Source organism: Actinoplanes sichuanensis, from assembly GCF_033097365.1.
Lineage (GTDB): Bacteria > Actinomycetota > Actinomycetes > Mycobacteriales > Micromonosporaceae > Actinoplanes > Actinoplanes sichuanensis.
In genome coordinates, this window is sequence record NZ_AP028461.1 from 1,623,874 (window position 1) to 1,641,255 (window position 17,382).

The 17,382-nt window shown below is 71.5% G+C and carries 16 protein-coding genes; 11 read left to right on the top strand and 5 right to left on the bottom strand.

Annotated features, from left to right (window positions below; translation table 11 throughout):
* Positions 1 to 20 precede the first annotated feature (20 nt).
* Positions 21 to 1,265, top strand: coding sequence for an exo-beta-N-acetylmuramidase NamZ family protein (locus Q0Z83_RS07125; RefSeq protein ID WP_317793003.1), 1,245 nt, complete (start codon positions 21 to 23; stop codon positions 1,263 to 1,265).
* On the opposite strand, the gene Q0Z83_RS07130 is transcribed toward Q0Z83_RS07125, so the two are convergent.
* On the bottom strand, positions 1,250 to 1,867 hold the full coding sequence (locus Q0Z83_RS07130) for a TetR/AcrR family transcriptional regulator (protein ID WP_317793004.1): 618 nt from the start codon (positions 1,865 to 1,867) through the stop codon (positions 1,250 to 1,252). The genes Q0Z83_RS07125 and Q0Z83_RS07130 overlap by 16 nt on opposite strands.
* Positions 1,868 to 1,962: 95 nt before the next feature.
* Between Q0Z83_RS07130 and Q0Z83_RS07135 the strand changes: the two genes are divergently transcribed.
* The 6 genes from Q0Z83_RS07135 (at position 1,963) to Q0Z83_RS07160 (ending at position 7,581) form a co-directional block, all read left to right on the top strand.
* Positions 1,963 to 2,877, top strand: coding sequence for a nitrilase-related carbon-nitrogen hydrolase (locus tag Q0Z83_RS07135; RefSeq protein WP_317793005.1), 915 nt, complete (start codon positions 1,963 to 1,965; stop codon positions 2,875 to 2,877).
* Complete coding sequence (locus Q0Z83_RS07140; RefSeq protein ID WP_317793006.1) at positions 2,874 to 3,881, top strand: agmatine deiminase family protein; 1,008 nt, start codon at positions 2,874 to 2,876, stop codon at positions 3,879 to 3,881. The genes Q0Z83_RS07135 and Q0Z83_RS07140 overlap by 4 nt, the downstream gene beginning before the upstream one ends.
* A complete protein-coding gene (locus Q0Z83_RS07145) occupies positions 3,878 to 5,230 on the top strand; it encodes a flavin monoamine oxidase family protein (protein ID WP_317793007.1) in 1,353 nt (450 codons plus the stop codon). The genes Q0Z83_RS07140 and Q0Z83_RS07145 overlap by 4 nt, the downstream gene beginning before the upstream one ends.
* 92 nt (positions 5,231 to 5,322) lie before the next feature.
* Positions 5,323 to 6,396, top strand: coding sequence for a HEAT repeat domain-containing protein (locus Q0Z83_RS07150; protein WP_317793008.1), 1,074 nt, complete (start codon positions 5,323 to 5,325; stop codon positions 6,394 to 6,396).
* 175 nt (positions 6,397 to 6,571) lie between these two features.
* Complete coding sequence (locus Q0Z83_RS07155; RefSeq protein ID WP_317793009.1) at positions 6,572 to 7,213, top strand: TetR/AcrR family transcriptional regulator; 642 nt, start codon at positions 6,572 to 6,574, stop codon at positions 7,211 to 7,213.
* A 47-nt stretch (positions 7,214 to 7,260) separates the two neighbouring features.
* Positions 7,261 to 7,581: a hypothetical protein gene (locus Q0Z83_RS07160; RefSeq protein ID WP_317793010.1), complete on the top strand. Its 321-nt coding sequence runs from the start codon at positions 7,261 to 7,263 to the stop codon at positions 7,579 to 7,581.
* Here Q0Z83_RS07160 and Q0Z83_RS07165 read toward each other — a convergent pair.
* From Q0Z83_RS07165 to Q0Z83_RS07175, 3 genes are all read right to left on the bottom strand, one after another.
* Positions 7,570 to 8,694: a hemolysin family protein gene (locus Q0Z83_RS07165; RefSeq protein WP_317793011.1), complete on the bottom strand. Its 1,125-nt coding sequence runs from the start codon at positions 8,692 to 8,694 to the stop codon at positions 7,570 to 7,572. The two genes, Q0Z83_RS07160 and Q0Z83_RS07165, sit on opposite strands and share 12 nt — an antisense overlap.
* Positions 8,691 to 10,031, bottom strand: a complete 1,341-nt coding sequence (locus Q0Z83_RS07170; protein ID WP_317793012.1) for a hemolysin family protein — start codon at positions 10,029 to 10,031, stop codon at positions 8,691 to 8,693. The genes Q0Z83_RS07165 and Q0Z83_RS07170 overlap by 4 nt, the downstream gene beginning before the upstream one ends.
* A gap of 76 nt (positions 10,032 to 10,107) precedes the next feature.
* Entirely contained in the window at positions 10,108 to 10,743 is a 636-nt protein-coding gene (locus Q0Z83_RS07175) for an FMN-dependent NADH-azoreductase (protein ID WP_317793013.1), read from the bottom strand.
* Between the two features lie 90 nt (positions 10,744 to 10,833).
* Between Q0Z83_RS07175 and Q0Z83_RS07180 the strand changes: the two genes are divergently transcribed.
* The 3 genes from Q0Z83_RS07180 (at position 10,834) to Q0Z83_RS07190 (ending at position 13,622) form a co-directional block, all read left to right on the top strand.
* The gene (locus Q0Z83_RS07180; RefSeq protein WP_317793014.1) at positions 10,834 to 11,265 is read left to right on the top strand and encodes a MarR family winged helix-turn-helix transcriptional regulator; all 432 of its coding nucleotides are present in this window, start codon (positions 10,834 to 10,836) and stop codon (positions 11,263 to 11,265) included.
* Positions 11,262 to 12,452, top strand: a complete 1,191-nt coding sequence (locus Q0Z83_RS07185; protein WP_317793015.1) for an MFS transporter — start codon at positions 11,262 to 11,264, stop codon at positions 12,450 to 12,452. Before Q0Z83_RS07180 ends, Q0Z83_RS07185 begins: the two co-directional genes overlap by 4 nt.
* A 177-nt stretch (positions 12,453 to 12,629) precedes the next feature.
* A complete protein-coding gene (locus Q0Z83_RS07190; protein ID WP_317793016.1) occupies positions 12,630 to 13,622 on the top strand; it encodes a LacI family DNA-binding transcriptional regulator in 993 nt (330 codons plus the stop codon).
* Here the strand turns inward: Q0Z83_RS07190 and Q0Z83_RS07195 are convergent.
* Entirely contained in the window at positions 13,619 to 14,272 is a 654-nt protein-coding gene (locus tag Q0Z83_RS07195) for a ThuA domain-containing protein (RefSeq protein ID WP_317793017.1), read from the bottom strand. The genes Q0Z83_RS07190 and Q0Z83_RS07195 overlap by 4 nt on opposite strands.
* A gap of 288 nt (positions 14,273 to 14,560) precedes the next feature.
* Here Q0Z83_RS07195 and Q0Z83_RS07200 point away from each other — a divergent pair, with 288 nt between their 5' ends.
* Positions 14,561 to 17,374: an AfsR/SARP family transcriptional regulator gene (locus Q0Z83_RS07200; protein ID WP_317793018.1), complete on the top strand. Its 2,814-nt coding sequence runs from the start codon at positions 14,561 to 14,563 to the stop codon at positions 17,372 to 17,374.
* The last annotated feature ends 8 nt before the right edge of the window (positions 17,375 to 17,382 follow it).

The window sequence follows — 17,382 nt, forward strand, 5'->3', positions numbered from 1 at the left end:
TAATACGATTTGCGGCCGTGATGAGACGAAATCTTCTGACCGCGACCGGTGGCGCACTGGCCGGGCTGGCGATCCCGACGCGGGCGGACGCCGCCCCGGCCCGGAAACGGGTGCGCACCGGGATGGACCGGCTGGCCGCCGCGAAATGGGCCGCCCTCGACGGCGAGAAGGTCGGTGTGGTCGCCAACCTGACCGCCGTCGACCGCGAATACCGGCACCTGGTGGACCGGATGCACGCCGACGGGGTGCGGATCGCGGCGATCTTCGGGCCCGAGCACGGGTTCCGCGGTTCCGCGCCGGTCGGCGGGGACGAAGGCATCGCCACCGACCCGCGGACCGGCCTGCGCGTGTACGACGGCTACCTGGCCACCCTGGACGGCTGGACGAAGATGTTCACCGAGGCCGGGGTGACCACGGTGGTCTTCGACATCCAGGACGTCGGGGCGCGGTTCTACACGTACATCTGGACGCTGTTCGACTCGATGGCGGCGGCCGCCGCGCTGAACCTGCGCTATGTCGTCCTGGACCGGCCGAACCCGATCGGGGGCCGGGCCCGCGGGCCGATGCTGAAACCGGCGTTCGTGTCCGCGATCGGGAAGAAGGAGATCGTCCAGCAGCACGGTATGACCATCGGCGAACTGGCCCGTCTCTACCGCGGTGAGTGGCTGCCGAAGGTGCGCCTCGAGGTGATCGAGTGCGAGGGCTGGCGCGGCGACCTGTTCGCGGCCGACACCGACGTGCCGTGGGTGATGCCGAGCCCGAACATGCCGACTCCGGACACCGCGCTCGTCTACGCCGGCACCTGCCTGTTCGAGGGGGTGGCGTCGCTGTCCGAGGGTCGGGGGACGACCCGCCCGTTCGAGCTGGCCGGCGCGCCGAACCTGGACTTCCATTGGCGGGACCGGCTGGCCGGGCTCGATCTGCCGGGCGTCGAGTTCCGGGAGGCCTACTTCGAACCCCGGGTCGGTAAGTTCGTCGATCGGCTCTGCGTGGGTGTGGAGGTACGGGTCGGTGATCCCAGGGTCTTCGACCCGGTGGGTACGGCCACCGCGATGCTGATCGAGGCCAAGCGCTACCCGGGTTTCACCTGGCGAACCGACCCGTGGCCGATCCCGCACTTCGTGGACAAGCTGGCCGGCTCGGACCGGTTCCGCACGATGATCGACGCCGGTGCCCCGTTGGCCGAGGTGACCGGCGCCTGGGCGGACGAGCTGGCCGCCTTCGACCGCAAGCGCAAGCCGTACCTGATCTACCCGCGCCCCTGATCCGCGGCGAAGGTGGTGAGCGCGCCGAGGATGAGCCCGAGCCCCAGGGCGAAGGCCCGATCGGCGCGCTCCCGCCCCCGGCCGGCCGCCTCGATCGCGGCGACCAGCACCGGCGTGCGGGCCTCGGTGGGATCCCAGACCTGGTCGGGTGCCGCGATGTCGAGGGCCGACCCGATCACGAAGCTGTCCAGCACCGTGATCACGTCGAGCAGCTGCCCGGTCGGGATGCCGGCCGAGTGCAGGACGGTGGCGATGTCGTCGTACATGTGCACCACGTCGGGGGAGGACACGGTGTGCGCGGTCAGCATCGGGATGAGCCGGGGGTGGCGGGCGAACGCGTCCCGATAGCGCAGCAGCAGCGCCCGTAGCGCGTCGGGCCAGTCCCCGGAGGTGTCGGCGGGCGGGTCCGCGCTGAAGATCAGCGCTCGCATCGCCTCGATGATCTCGGTCTTGCCGCTCAGATGGTTGTAGATCGACGACGGGCGGACCGATAGTGCGGTCGCGATCTCGCCGATGGTGAACTCACCGCGGGCGTCGACGAGGGCGAGCGCCGCCGCGGCGATCTTCGGCACCGACAGTTTCGGCGTGGTGGGACGAGCCATCGGCGAACCCCTTGCGTTCCGGTGAGGCGGACCACCATAGTAAAACGAATGCCGTTCGTTAAAGTGCGGTGGCACGCTGAAAGATGAGGACGACCATGGAACTGATCCGGTCCGCGGGGTATGACTCGCCGGCTCGTGTCGACGAGCCGACCCGGCCGCCGCTGCGGGTCGGGCTGGTCCAGCACCACTGGCGGCCGGACCCCGCCGAGTTGCGCGAGGTGCTGCTCGGCGGGATCGCGCAGGCCGCCGACGCCGGTGCCGAGGTGGTCTTCCTGCCGGAGCTGACGCTGTCCAGGTACCCGGCGTTCGAGGAACCGGCCGGCAAACCCGTGTCGCTGGCCGAGGACCTGGCGACCGGGCCGACCGTGGCGCTCGCGGCGGAGGCGGCCCGGCGGCACGGCATCCTGGTGCATGCTTCTCTCTACGAGAGCGTCGATCTGGGCGACGGGCTGGGGTACAACACGGCGGTATTGGTCGATAAATCCGGAAGCCTTGTCGGTAGGACTCGGAAGACGCACATTCCGGTCACCGAAGGTTATGTCGAGGACAAGTACTTCCGCCCCGGCCCTGCCGACGATGCGTATCCCATCCACTATTCCGGAAATGTTGGATATGGGCTGCCGACCTGCTGGGACGAGTGGTTCCCCGAAGTGGCCCGCTCCTACGCGCTCAAGGGTGCCGACCTGCTGGCCTACCCGACCGCGATCGGCTCCGAACCGGACCACCCCGACTTCGACACCCAGCCCCTCTGGCAGCAGGTCATCGTCGGTCACGCGATCGCCAACGGCCTGTTCATCGTGGTGCCCAACCGGACCGGCGACGAGGGCCGGATCAGCTTCTACGGCTCCTCGTTCATCGTCGACCCGTACGGCCGGATCCTCGCGCAGGCCCCTCGCGACCGCGAGGCCGTGCTGGTCGCCGACCTGGACCTGAACCAGCGCGGAGACTGGCTGACCCTGTTCCCGTTCCTGCGGACCCGCCGCCCCGACACCTACGGCGGTCTGGCATGACGCTCTCCGACAGCGGTTGGCGGATGCCGGCCGAGACCGAGCCGCACACCTGCACCTGGATGGCGTGGCCGTCCTCGGGCTACGCCGACGGCGACGCGGCCCGGCAGGCCTGGGCATCGGTGGCGCTCGCGGTCGCCGAGTTCGAACCGGTCCGGATGGTGGTCGACCCGTCCGCGATCCGGGACGCCCACGACTGGCTGGGCAGCGCCGTCGAATACTTCCAGGCCCCGCTGGACGACGCGTGGATGCGCGACATCGGCCCCACCTTCGTCGTCGGCCCGGACGGCCTGGGCGCCGTCGACTGGGTCTTCAACGGCTGGGGCGGCCAGAGCTGGGCACAGTGGGCGAAGGACGCGAAGATCGCCCGGCAGGTCGCCGAGTGGGCCGGCGCCACGATCATCAGTTCGGAGATGGTCAACGAGGGCGGTGGCATCCACGTCGACGGGCGCGGCACGGTGCTGGTCACCGAGACGGTGCAACTCGACCCGGGCCGTAACCCCGGGTGGACCAGGGAGCGGGTCGAGGGTGAGCTGCGACGCACCCTCGGGGTCCGTGAAGTGGTGTGGCTGCCGCGCGGCCTGACCCGTGACTACGAGGAGTTCGGCACCCGCGGGCACGTCGACATCGTGGCCACCTTCCCGGCCCCGGAGACCGTGTTGTTGCACGTCCAGCCGTCGCCGAAGCATCCGGACCACGAGCTGTCCGGCCGACTCCGGGCCGCACTGCAACCCACTTGGAAGATCATCGATCTGCCTGCTCCGGAGGGGATCGAGGACGCCCGCGGCCCAGTTGATCACTCGTATGTCAATCACCTAGTGTGCAACGCCGGTGTCGTCGCCTGCACGTTCGACGATCCCCGGGACGCCGAGGCGCTCGAGATCCTGGCCGCCGCCTACCCCGGCCGCCGGGTGGTCGGCGTCGACGCCCGGGCGATCTTCGCGCTCGGTGGTGGCATCCACTGCATCACCCAGCAGGAACCCGCTATACCTGGAGGAGAGTCGTGACCGACTTCGACGTCGTGGTGGTCGGGGCCGGTGTCACCGGACTCACCGTCGCGAACCGCCTGCACGCGGCCGGCCGCCGCGTGCTCGTCCTGGAGGCCCGCGACCGCGTCGGCGGCCGGCTGCTGACCGAGGACGTCGAGGGCGTCCGTCTCGAGGTCGGCGGCCAGTGGGTCTCCCCGGACCAGGCCGCGCTGCTCGCGCTGATCGACGAGCTGGACCTGGAGATGTACTCCCGCTACCGGGCCGGCGACTCGGTCTACATCGGGCGCGACGGCGTACGCCGTACCTTCGAGGGGGAGAAGTTCCCGGTCTCCGAGACCACCGCCGCCGAGGTGGAACGCCTGGTCAAAGAGCTGGACCGGCTCGCCGCGATGATGGATCCGCTGAGCCCGTGGGAGCACCCGGACGCCGAGGAGCTCGACCGGATCTCGTTCGCCGCCTGGCTGGCCGAGCAGACCGACGACCCGGAGGCCCGCGACAACGTCGGCCTCTACGTCGGCCCGGCGATGCTGACCAAACCGGCGCACTCGTTCTCGGCGCTGTCGGCGGTGCTGATGGCGGCCAGCGCGGGCGGCTTCAGCCACCTGGTCGACGCCGACTTCATCCTGGACCGGCGGGTGGTCGGTGGCCTGCAGCGGGTGCCGCTGGCGCTCGCCGCGAGGCTGCCCGAGGGGACCGTCCGGCTGGACGAGGCGGTCACCAAGATCGAGTGGACCGAGGACGGCGCGACGGTCTTCACCGGTCGGGGCGCCTACCGCGGCCGTCACGTGGTGCTCGCCGTCCCGCCGACGCTGGTCAGCCGGGTGCAGTACATCCCGGCACTGCCGCCGGTGCAGGCCCAGATGCGTCAGCACATCTCGTTCGGCCTGGTGATCAAGCTGCACATCACCTACGAGACGCCGTTCTGGCGCGACCTCGGCCTGTCCGGGACCGCGTTCAGCCCGTACTCGCTGGTCCACGAGGCCTACGACAACACCAACGAGGACGTCGAGGGCGAGACCCGGGGCACGCTCGTCGGGTTCGTCTCCGACGTCAAGGCCGACGGTCTGCTCGCGCTCTCCGCCGAGGAGCGCCGCCGCAAGGTCCTGGAGGCGCTCGCCGCGTACTACGGCGAGCAGGCGCTCACACCGGTCCACTACTACGAGAGCCCGTGGATGGCCGACGAGTGGACGGTCGGCGCCTTCGGCACCTCCTTCGACATCGGCTCGCTCACCCGATACGGCCGGCACCTCCGCTCCGACGTCGGCCCGCTGGCCTTCGCCAGCAGCGACATCGCCGGCCTCGGCTTCCAGCACGTCGACGGCGCCATCCGGATGGGCGAGGCGGTCGCCGCCCGCATCCTCGCCTGAATCCGGTTTCGTACGGCCACCCGCCCCCGATCGCTGCTGAGGCTGCCGGGGGCGGGCGTCGTATGCGGAGATGATCGTCTAGATTCCGGGGTATGCCCGAGCGCTCGCACATGGTGGATGCCGTCAACTGGGTGTCCCTGACGCGCGATCCCCGCGCCTCCACGGGCGTGCCCGCCGCCCTGCACGCGCTCTGGTCAAGTGACGAGTTCCTCCGGCGCAGCGCCTACAACTACCTGGCCGGCACACTCGTCCAGCAGGGCAGCCGGTTCCCGACGAGCATCGCGGCCATCCCGTTCCTGATCGACGTGATCGCCGACCCGGCCGCCGCCGACCGGTTCGGCGCCTGCCAACTGCTGCGGCTGATCGCGATCGGCGACGAGACGCTGTGGCTGATCGAGCGCCCCGATCCGGCCGTGCTGCGAGCGACGCTGGCACCCGAGCAGTGGGACATGGCGGCATATGATGCGGTTCGCGCGCGGATTCCGGCATTTCTGGCGGCGCTGAACGACCACGACCCCGCGGTCCGGATGCACACCGCGCACCTGCTGTCCTGGTTCCCCGAGGAACGCCACGTCGTGGTCCCCGCCCTGACCAGGTTGATCGCGTCGGAGCCCGCCGAGAGCGTCGACGTCGCCTCGGTCGCCTCGGTGGCCGCCGCCCTCGCCGGTGGAGTGGCCGCCGACCGGCAGCTGACCGGGGCGCTCGCCATGCGCCTGGGCGGTCCGGTGCCGACCGAGCGGTGGGCGGCGGCGATCTCGGTCGCCATCCTCTACACCCGGCCGCCCCGGGACGTGATCGACCAGGTCTACGAGTGCCTCCTGGAGGCTGACGACCCGGTGCCGAACTGGCCGTTCCTCGAAGGCGACATGTGCACCCTGGCCGCCCTCGCGTTGTCCCGACTGGACCCGTCGACCGCCGCCGACCGTGTCGAGCTGCTGATCGGCCGGCTCCGCCGCACCCGCCCCGGCCAGGAGCGCACCAAGCTGATCGGAGCGCTGGTCGACGCGGTGTTCCCCCGGACCGACAAGCTGATCAGCCGTTTCACCGACCTGCAGCTGGCCGCGGTACGAGCCCTGATCGAGGCCGACGCCTGGGGCGACGGCCCGTATGTGGTGTCCCTGCTGGCCGCCGCCGGCCTGCCGAAGGACGGCCGCTTCCAGTCCTGACCACCGGCCCGGCCGGATCGCCGCCATCGGCCCGGAGTTCCGCGACTGGGTCTCGTCCACCGGCGCCCGGCAGGGCTGGGGCTGTTCCGGGCGTACCGCCGCCGGGTTTCGAGCGAGAAGGTCGCGGTGACCTGATCGCATCGCCGCGAGTGGCGCTCAGGCAGAATGTCCGGTCATGAGCGACACCAAGCAGCGCCTTCTCGACGGTGCCCTGGCCGCGCTGCGTGAACACGGTGTCACCGGGGTCTCGGCCCGGACCATCGGGGCGGCCGCCGGGGTCAACCAGGCGCTGGTCTTCTACCACTACGGCTCGGTCGATGAACTGCTCGGCGCCGCCTGTGAGCAGGCGACCCGGGAGCGGGTGGCCGCCTATGCGGACCGCTTCGCCGCGGTGACGTCGCTGCGCGAGCTGCTGGCCGTGGGCAGTGAGCTGCATGAAGCGGAACTGGCGGCGGGCAACGTCTCGGTGCTGGCGCAGATGCTCGCGGCCGCGCAGACCGGGGAGCGGCTGGCCGGGCCGACGGCGGCGGCGTTGCGGATGTGGTCGGACGAGATCGAGTCGGTGCTGCGGCGACTGCTGGCCGGTTCGCCGGTGGCCGAGGTCGCCGACCTGCCCGGACTGGCCAAGGCGGTGGCGGCGGCGTTCGTGGGGCTGGAGCTCTACGAGGGTGTGGATCATGACGGTGGTCGGCAGGCGATGGCGGCGCTCGACCAGCTCGCGGTCCTGGTCGAGGTGGTCGACGAGCTGGGTCCGCTGGCCCGGCGGGCGCTACGGTCACGGATCCGGAGCCACCTGAAGGACGGCTCCACAGCCTGACCGGTGAATCTCGGGAACCATTCGCCCGGTACGAGCGACTATCCAGCGTGTCTCTTCCCGATTTGACCACATATGCCCCGCATCGCTCGACGCCTGACGCCGATTTCGAGGGCACGATCGTTCCCGGCCTGCGTGCCGACTTCTACCGGCGGCCGGAGGGTGACCGCATCGCCTCGGTCGGCCGTTACTCGTACCGTGGCCGGCCGATCTTGATGGCCTGGGGTTTCGTCGACGAGAAGCACTGCCGCCGGCACGCCGTCAACGAGGCCGACACCGGTTGGAGCGCGGTCGCTGACGGGTGCCCCGATGTCAGGTTCGACGACGGCTTCTCGGTGCGCACCCCGGGCGGCGAGTGGCTACGCGCGTGACCGCGAGGTCCGCCCGGCCCGGCGCGCGGCGTCGATCACCGGGTCGGTCTCGTCGTCGAACTGGCCGATCACCTGCTCCAGCAGGTCCTCCAGGGCGACCAGGCCGATCACCTCGTCCGCCTCGGTGACTAGCGCGACCTGGTTGCGCTCCCGGCGCATCGCCGCGATCGCGTCCAGTCCGCTGGTCTCGGCGGGCAGCCGCAGCGGTGACGTCATCAACCGCCCCGCCGTGGCGCCGGCGGCCGAGCCGCCCGCCGTGGTGCCACCGGCTGCCGTGGTGCCAACGGCCGCGGCGACCGCCTTGGCCGCCTCCCGGACGTGCACGATTCCGGCGATCGCCCCGTCCGCGGCGGTGACCGCCAGCCGGGATCGCCCGGCCTCGATGCTGCGCAGTTCCACCTCACGAGCGTCGGCCCCGGTCGGCACCGACACGATCCGTGCGGTCGGGGTCATCACGTCGCGTACCGTCGTCGACTCGACCGCCAGCATCGCGGTCAGCAACTCGTGTTCGGCGTCCGGGATCGTGCCGTGTTCCTTCGACGTCTCGATCAGCATCCGCAGCTGTTCGGCGCTGTGCACCTGGGCGAGCTCGTCCTGCGGGGTCACCTTGGCCAGCTTGAGCACGGCGTTGGCCAGCCCGTTCAACGCGGTCAGCACCGGTCGCAGCATGGTGGTGAACCCGACGAACGGAATCGCCAGCAGCTGCGCCGACGTCTCCGGGTGGCTGATCGCCCACGACTTCGGTGTCATCTCGCCGACCACCACGTGCAGGAAGCCGACGAGTGCCACCGCCAGCACGAACGCCACCGCGTAGGCGGCGTCCTCGGGTAGCCCGGTCGCGGTGAACACCGGCTCCAGCAGGTGCGCCACCGTCGGTTTGGCCAGGGCACCCAACCCCAGCGTGCACAGGGTGATGCCGAGCTGCGCGCCGGCCAGCATCAGCGACAGCCGCCGGGTGCCGGCCAGGGCCGCCCGGGCACCGCGCGAACCCTCCGCCGCGGCCGTTTCCAGGCGGTGCCGTTTCGCCGCGACCAGGGCGAACTCGGCGGCCACGAAGAATCCGTTGAACACCAGCAGCAGCAGCGAGACCAGCAGGGCCGGGGTGGTGCTCATGCGTCGTCCTTCACGGTCAGCGCGATGCGGTCCGGCACCCGGCGGCGCACCGACAGCACGGTCAGTGTCGCCACCCCCTGCGGCAGCGGTTCGCCGTCCTCGTCGAGCAGCGGCGTCAGTTCCACGTCGATGCTCTCGCGGACCGCCGGCAGCCGGCCGAGTCGGGTCATCAGCAGGCCGGACACCGTGTCGTAGAGGTCGTCCTCGGGCAGTCGCACCCCGGTGGCCTCGGCGACCTCGTCGATCCGGGCCCGGCCGGGGACGGCCCAGCAGTCCCCGTCGCGCTCGATCACCGGTTCCGGTAGGTCGTCCTCGTCGCGGATCTCACCGACCAGTTCCTCGGCGACGTCCTCGAGGGTGATGATCCCGGCGAACCCGCCGAACTCGTCGACCACCACGGCCATCTGCCGGTGCGCCGCCTTCAGCCGGTCCAGCACCGTCGGCAGCGTGCACGACTCGGGCAGCGCCACCGGGGCGGTGGCCAGCTCACGCACCGGAGTACGGTCACGGACCGTCGGGTCCAGGGTGACCACGTCGTTGATCGACACCACGCCGATCACGTCGTCCAGCCCGTCGCCGATCACCGGGAACCGGGAATGCCCGGTGTCCAGCAGCTCCACCACTCGGGAGGCGGGTTCGGCGGCCCCGATCGACGTCACGTCCACCCGGGGCCGCATCACCTCGGCCGCCGTCCGGCTGCGGAAGTCCAGCCCGTGATCGAGCAGTCGGGCCGCCTCGGCGTCGAGCGCGCCGTGCGTCCGGGACGTCTCGATGATCCGGTCCAGGTCTTCCGAGGTGGCACCCTGGGGCAGCTCCTCGACCGGTTCGATGCCGACCGCCCGCAGCAGCCGCGTCGCCGTCGCGTCGAACACCCGGATCAGCGGGCCGACGACGGCGAGGTAGATCACCGTGGACCGGGACAGCGCCCGGGCCACCGCCTCCGGCTTGGCGATCGCCAGGTTCTTCGGCGCCAGCTCGCCCAGCACCATCTGCACCACCGTCGCGAACAGCAGCGCGAAGACCATCGAGATCGACGTGGTCACCGACTCCGGCAGGCCGGTCGCACCGAGCAACTCGGCGGTGCCCTCGCCCAGGTAGGGTTCGGCGACATAACCGGCCAGCAGGGCGGTCACCGTGATGCCCACCTGCGATCCGGACAGCACGAACGAGAGCCGCTGCGTCACCCCGAGCGCGCGTTTCGCGGCGGCGTCGCCCTCGTCGGCCATCACCCGCAGGCGTTCCCGGTCGACCGCCACGTAGGCGAACTCCTGGGCCACGAAATAGCCGGTCGCCGCGGTCAGCAGGACAATGGCCACAATGCCGATCGTGATCAGCACGAACAGTCACCGCTCCAACGATCAACCACGTTCCGTAACCTAGCAGGTCCCCGACGGGCCACCCGCTCTGCCCGCGTCAGGGGGCCGCGGTCAGGAGCTTCGCCACCTCCCGGGCCCGGGCGTGCGCTTCGGTACGGGCCGAGGCGGCATCGGCGGTGGCCAGGTTGGGGCGGAAGTGGATCGAGGTGATGTCGGCTACTCCGGCCCAGCGCAGCCAGTCCTCGAAGTACGGGGCCTGGAAGTCGGCACCGAAGGTGGGCGGGCGCCCGGAGCCGTACACCGCGCTGGTGTAGACCACCGCGGCGCGTTTGCCCCGCAGCAACCCGGTGTAGCCGCTGTCCGGGTCGAAGCCGAAGGCGAGTCCGGGCTGGCTGACGACGTCGATGAACTGCTTGAGGATGTACGGGACTCCGGCGTTCCACATCGGGACGCTGAACAGGTAGGTGTCGGCGGCGTCGAAGCGGCGGAACGTGGCGACCGCCGCCGCCCAGGCGTGGGCGGCCTCGCCGGACGGCTCCCGGCCGGCGAAGACGGTCATCTTCGCGGCCACCGCGGGCGGGCCGAACGGCGGCAGCGTGCCGTCCCAGAGATCCCACTGGTCGATGGGTGCGGCCGGGTTCACCTCCCGGACGGTGTCGAGGAAGGTGCCGGCGACGGCCAGCGACTCGGAGTCGCGGCCGCGCGGCGAGGCGGAGATGTGCAGGAGCTTCACGGGTGTTCCCCTATCGAGAAGTGAATGCGTGCGCACGCACATTCCTACTCCGTTGCGTGCGCACGCACAAGAATTGGGTACGCTCCGGTGATGAGCGACACCGACGTGGCCGCGTGGGCGGCACTGCTGCGGGTCCACGCCGCGGTGGTCCCGGTTCTCGACCGCGAGCTGCAGGCTGCCTGCTCACTACCCGTGACCTGGTACGACGTACTGCTCGAACTGAACTACGCGCCCGACCGGCGGCTCAGCATGGGCGAGCTCGGCCAGCGGGCGGTGGTCAGCCGCACCCGGGTCAGCCGGGTCGTCGACGCCCTCGCCGAGGCGGGACTCGTCACTCGTGAGAGCAATCCCGACGATCGGCGGTCCGCCTACGCGACACTGACCGACATGGGACGGGAACGATTCCGGGCCGCCGCGCCGGTCTACCTCGACGGGATCCGTCGGCATTTCACCAGCCTGATCACGGCGGACGAGTCCCGTACCATCGCCTCTGCTCTGCAAAAAATCCTCGACGCACGGTGACGGGCGTCTCCTACCTCGAGGTTCTGCGAAGCGGGCGGCTCTCCGGGGTGATCGCCGGCGACGCCGTCGGCAAGCTCGGTGACGGCATGCTGTTCGTCGCGCTGCCGCTGCTCGCCCTCCAGATGCACGGCGGCCTGCGCCCGGCCGCGGCCGTCTCGATCATCATCTCGGCGCCGTACGTGCTGGCCATGGCGCTGTCGCTGTATTTCGGCGCGGGACGGCGGCGGTTCCGGGCCCGGCTCGTCGTCGCCCTCGACGGTGGGTTGCGGGCGGCCACGTTCGTGGTGTGCGGGTGGCTCGCCGACAGCGGGCGGATCTCGTTCGCGCCGCTGATCCTCGCCCTGGCCGTCGGATCCGGGCTGCGCCTGATGTCGGCCAGCGGTCGGCGACTGCTGGCCACCGGGATGGCCGGCGAACGGGCGCGGCTGTCGGTGAACGGGCTGCTCGGGACGTCGGACAGCCTCGCCATGTACGTCGTCGGCCCGGCCGTCGGCGGGGTGCTCGCCGCGGTCACCCGACCCGGGATCGCGGTGGCCGTCGGCGGATGCACCTACCTGTCGTTGATCGTCTGTGCGGCGCTGGCCCGCGGCACCTCGGCCGACACCTCGGCGCCCACCCGATCCGGATGGTCGGTGCTGCGCCGCAACCCCGTCGCGTACCGGCTGCTCGTCGTGGACTTCCTGTTCAACCTGTTCTACGGCCCGGTCGAGGTGGCGCTGCCGCTGCTGGTCACCGACGACCTCGGGGCCGGGGCGGGGGCGCTGGGCACGCTCTGGACCTGTTTCGGGGCCGGGGCGCTCGGCGGAGCGGTACTCACCCGACGGTTGCAGCGGTTCCGGCCGCAGGCGACCGTCGTGGTCATCATCGGCGGCTGGGCGGTCGCCATGGTGTTGTTGGCGGTCGCGCCCACGGTGCCGATCGCGGCCGGGGCGCTGCTCGTCGGCGGATTCCTGTACGGCCCGTTCCTGGCCGTCGCCTACACGCTGCTGCAGGACAACCTCGACGAAGCCGACCACCAGCCGATCCTCACCATCTACGCGGCGGGGATCGCGTTGGCGGCGCCGCTCGGTCTCGGCGTCGGCGGGCCGGTGGTCACCCTTCTCGGCGCCCGGGGCGGGGTGGCCGCGTCCGCTCTGGTCACCGCGGTCCTGGCCCCGGCCGTCTGGTGGTGGATCCGCCCCCGCTGATCATTCCGGCCGGCCGGCAGGTCTCCGCCGGCATGCCGCGAAAGCCCCGACAGCCGGCCGGACACGAGTGGATCTTGGGCGGGAAATCGATGGAGGGCGTGGGTATGGTGAGTGGGCCGTCCCGGATACGGGTGGGAGCGAGCCGGCTGGGCGTACCGCGAGAGGGGTTGACCGGTGATGAGCGACGCCGACGGTGACCGCGCGACGATGGCCGAGATCGCCCACGCCGCGGGGGTTTCGCTGGCCACCGTTTCGAAAGTGTGGAACGGGCGTTCCGACGTCTCCGACCGGACCCGGGAGCGGGTCGAGGAAGTGCTGCGGGTGCACGGCTACCGTGGGCGGCGGGCCTGGGCGGCCGAGCCCGCCGGCACGATCGACGTGATCTTCTCGGAGATCGACTGTGCCTGGGAGGGCGAGCATCTGCGCGGCATCGAGGCGGCCGGGCACGAGGCCGGGGTCCGGATCGTGGTGTCGTCGCTCGATCGGGGGGAGACGGCTCGGCGGCAGCTGCTGCAGCGGCTGCGAGCCGGGCGTACCGATGGGGCGATTCTGGCGACGCTGACCGCCGCCGGGCCGCTGGTGACGGCGTTGGGCAGGCTGAACGTTCCGGTGGTGGCGCTCGATCCGGCCTGCCGGACGGCCGGGGACCTGCTCAGTGTGGACGCCGCGAACTTCGCCGGGGCACGGGCGGCCACCGCCCATCTGCTCGGGCTGGGGCATCGGCGGATCGGGTTGATCGCCGGACTGGCCGAGCTGATGTGCAGCCGAGCCCGGCTCGACGGGTTTCTCGCCGCGCACGACGACGCCGGGCTGTCGCCCGATCCGGAGCTGATCGTGCGCGGGGAGTTCGACTTTCCCTCCGGGATGGCGGTCGGCGGACGGCTACTGGATCGGGATGCGCCGCCGACGGCGATCTTCGCGATGAGCGACTTCATGGCGATCGGGGTCTACGAGGCCGCTCGGATTCGCGGGGTGTCCGTTCCGGATCAGTTGAGTGTGGTCGGGTTCGACGACCTGCCGGGCGCTCGGTGGGCGGCACCGCCGTTGACCACCGTCCGCCAGCCGCTGCGGGAGATGGGGGCGCTCGCCGTGCGCAGCGCACTCGGGCTGGCCGAGGGCGGCGTCCTCGCCACCGAGCTGGTGGTGCGGGAGAGCACCGCGCCGGTCTAGGTGACCACCGGCGTCGCGGCCCAGAGCAGGCCGCGTTCGGTGAGCGTCCGGGTCTGGGGGATCCGCAGGTCGGCGGGGGAGTGGCCGAGCGTGGAGACGAATACCCGGCCGCGGCCGAAACGGCGGATCCAGACGACCGGCATGACCACACCGGCGGTGTCGGGTTCGTCGTGGCCGCCGTCGAACGTGGTGGTGGCCAGGACCTCCAGGCTCGGGTCGACGTGACAGTAGTACTGCTCGGTGTGCACCCGGAACGAGGTCAGCCCGGCCGTGATCGGGTGTGTGCCGGTGAAGTCGACGGTGTGGTCGATCAGGCCGCCCGGGTGGTGCAGGAACCGGCCGCCGACCATGTACTGGTAGCGGGCCGCCGCATACCCGAACGCGAGGACACCGCCGTGCCAGCCGGCGAATCCGGCGCCCGCCCGGACCCGGTCGACCAGGCCGTTCTCCTGTTCGGCGGTGAGGTCGCCACGGGTCCAGCACTGGATGATCAGGTCGGTGGCGTCCAGGACGGCCCGGTCGGTGTAGACGTCGAGGGTTTCGGCGACGGTGATCGTCGCGCCGTGTGACTCGAGGAGTTCGCGGAACAGTTCGGTGCAGACCACCGGCTGATGGCCGTCCCAGCCGCCGCGCACGATCAGAACGTTCATGAGTCTCGATCATGCCGCATGGGAGGTCGGAAGGCGTACCGGACGGCGGCGGGAGCGGGGGAGCAGCGAAACGAGAGAGGAGTGAGAGCGCGGCCCGGCATGATGGGCGGACGCTGCGCCGCGAGGTGCGGTGGGGGCCGGCCCGCTGCCCACGGGGACCCTTCGCACGACCGGAGCCGAGCAGGTGGGGACCCGCTCGCGTATCGCGTAGACGGCCCGGGAGTGTGTCGAGGGTGGCAGGCCGGTCCGCCCCCACCGGTGGCCGATGGAGGTCTACAGTGGCCGACCGTGCGCTACCGCATCCTCGGGCCGCTCTCCGTCATGGACGGCGAGCGGCAGGTGACGGCCGGTCGGGACCGGACCGTGCTCGCCATGCTGCTGCTGCGCCCGAACCGGATCGTCGCGCTCAGCGAGCTGGCCGAGGCGGTGTGGGGGCCGCGGCCGCCCGCGACGGCACGTAACCAGCTGCAGAACTGCGTCTCCCGGCTGCGGCGGGTGCTGCCGGCCGACGCGATCCTCACCGATCCGGCCGGCTACGGGATCCAGGCCGGGCCGGCCGACCTGGACAGTGTGGTCTTCATGCGGCTCGTCGCGGCCGCACGGGCCTCCTCCGACGAGTACGCCGCGCGGACGGCGTACCGGATGGGATTGGATCTGTGGCGCGGCGAAGCCTGCGCCGGAATCGACGCGCCGCCGGTCCGTCAGGCCGCCGCGGCGCTCGACGAGGAGCACACCCTCGCGGTCGAGGACTGGGTCGATCTGGAGCTGGCCGACGGCCGCGCCGAAGACCTGGTGGCCGAGCTGGCGTCGCTGGTGGCGCGGTTCCCGCTGCGTGAGCGGCTGCGCGGCCGGCTGATGCTGGCGCTGCACGGCGCCGGCCGGCCGAACGACGCGCTCGCCGAATTCCATCGGGCGTCCGACACGCTGCGTGACGAACTGGGCATGGAACCCGGCGAGAATCTACAGGCGGCGCACCGGGAGATCCTGTCCGGCACGGTTTCCGTCACTCACCGTCCGATCCGATGCCTTCCGCGTACGGTCGTCGACTTCACCGGTCGACATGAGGTTCTGACGCGTCTACAAACCGGGGTGTTCGCCACGGATCCCGCCGTGGTGGCGGTCGACGGGATGCCCGGTTCGGGCAAGACGACCCTGGCCCTGCACCTGGCCACGCTGGTCGGCGACGGTTTCCCCGATGCCCATCTCTTCGTCGACCTGCACGGGCACAGCGAACAGGTCCCGCTGGATCCGTCCGCCGCCCTGCAGGTGCTGTTGCGTCAGCTCGGTCTGCCCGCCGACGACATCCCCGCCGACCAGGCCGACCGGGCCGCCCGCTGGCGGGCCGAAGCCGGCCGCCGTCGGCTGCTGGTGGTCCTCGACGACGCCGCGTCGGTCGCCCAGGTCGTCGGCCTGCTGCCGGGCACCCCGGGCAGCCTGACCGTGGTGACCAGCCGTCGTCGCCTGCACGGGCTGCCCGGCGGGCACCGCGAGTCGCTGCCGCTGCTGGCCACCGGTGAGGCGGTGGCGCTGCTGGAACGGATCGCCGGAGACCGGGTGCGGGCCGAACCGGAGGCGGCGGCCGACGTGGTCCGGCGCTGCGGCGGCCTGCCGCTGGCGGTCCGACTGGCCGGGTCACGGCTCGCGCACCGGCCCCGCTGGCGGGTCGCCGACCTGCTGGCCCGGCTGACCACGGCGGCCCTGCCCGAACTGGCGGTGGAGAACCGTACCGTGATCGGCGCGTTCGCCCTGTCCTACGCCGACCTCAGCGCCCCCGCGCAACTGCTGTTCCGGCTGCTCGGCGCCCATCCCGGCACGACCGTCGACGCGCTCGCCGCGGCCGCCCTGACCGGATTCCCGCTCGCCGACGGGACGGCACTGCTGGCCGAACTGGCCGATGCCCGGCTCGTCGACGAACCCGAACCGGGCGTCTACCGGCTGCACGAGCTGCTGCGTGAGTACGCGGCCGCGCTGCCCGGCCCGACCGGGGCGGCCGTGCTCGGAGTGCTCAACCTGGAGACGCACGCGCTGATGGCGACGATGACCGAGTCGTACCGCCGGTTCGTCGAACGTGATCTGGAGGCGATGCCGCTGCTGCGTCCCGACCTGGTCCGTGCGGTCGGCGATCCGGCCGGCCGGCTCGAACGGGTCCGCGGTGACCTGCCCCGATATCTGGACGCCGCGGTCCGGGCCGGACAACCGCACTACGCCTGGTGGATTCCCCGGGCCGCCTGGTACGCCCTCTACTACCGCGGCTACAACGACGACGTGGCCGCCCTCAACGAACGGGGGCTGACCGCCGCCCGTGAGCACGGCGACGACGAGGCGCTGGCGCAGATGTCCAACCTGGTGGCGTCCTCGCATTACCGGGCCGGGTCGTACGAGAAGGCGCTGCAGCACCTGCGGCTGGGCATCGAGATCCGGCGGCGGCAGCGGAACCTGCGGGCGTTGTCGGTGCTCACCGGCAACCTGGCCGCCCTGCACGTGGCCATGGAACGGTTCACCGACGCGGTCGACGCCGGACTGGAGTGCCTGCGGTTGCGCAGCCTCGCCCGGATGCGGGTCGGCCCACCGGTCACCATGCAGCTGTCGATCGCCTACCAGCGGCTCGGTCGGTGGCGCGAGGCGCTGCGGATGGATCGGCTCGGGCTGCTCGGCGCTCTACGTCCGGGTGACGAGCACCTGCGGGCCGGGTCGCTGGTCGGCATCCAGCGCAGCCGGAGGGCGCTCGGCGAGCTCAGCCCACAGGCCGCCGAACGCTATCTCGAGGTGGCGCTGCGGATGGCCGTCCGGCAGGGGCTGGTCCTGTTCGAGGCGGAGACCCGGGTGGAGATCGGCAACGTCCTGACCGAGCAGCGACGGTACGGCGAGGCGCTCGACCAGCATCGCCGGGCGCTGGAGGTGGCCCGACGGGCGGGTGAGGTCAACGACGAGGCGGACTTCCGGCACGACTACGCGACCACGCTGCTCCGGTCCGGCGACGTGGTGGCGGCCCGTGCCGAGTACGAACGGTCCCTCGCGGCGGCCCGGAAGCGGCGGCAGCCGTACGCGGTGGCCAGAGCTACGGCGAGTCTCGCCCGATGTGGTGTTGCCCAGCCCGGATAATATGGACA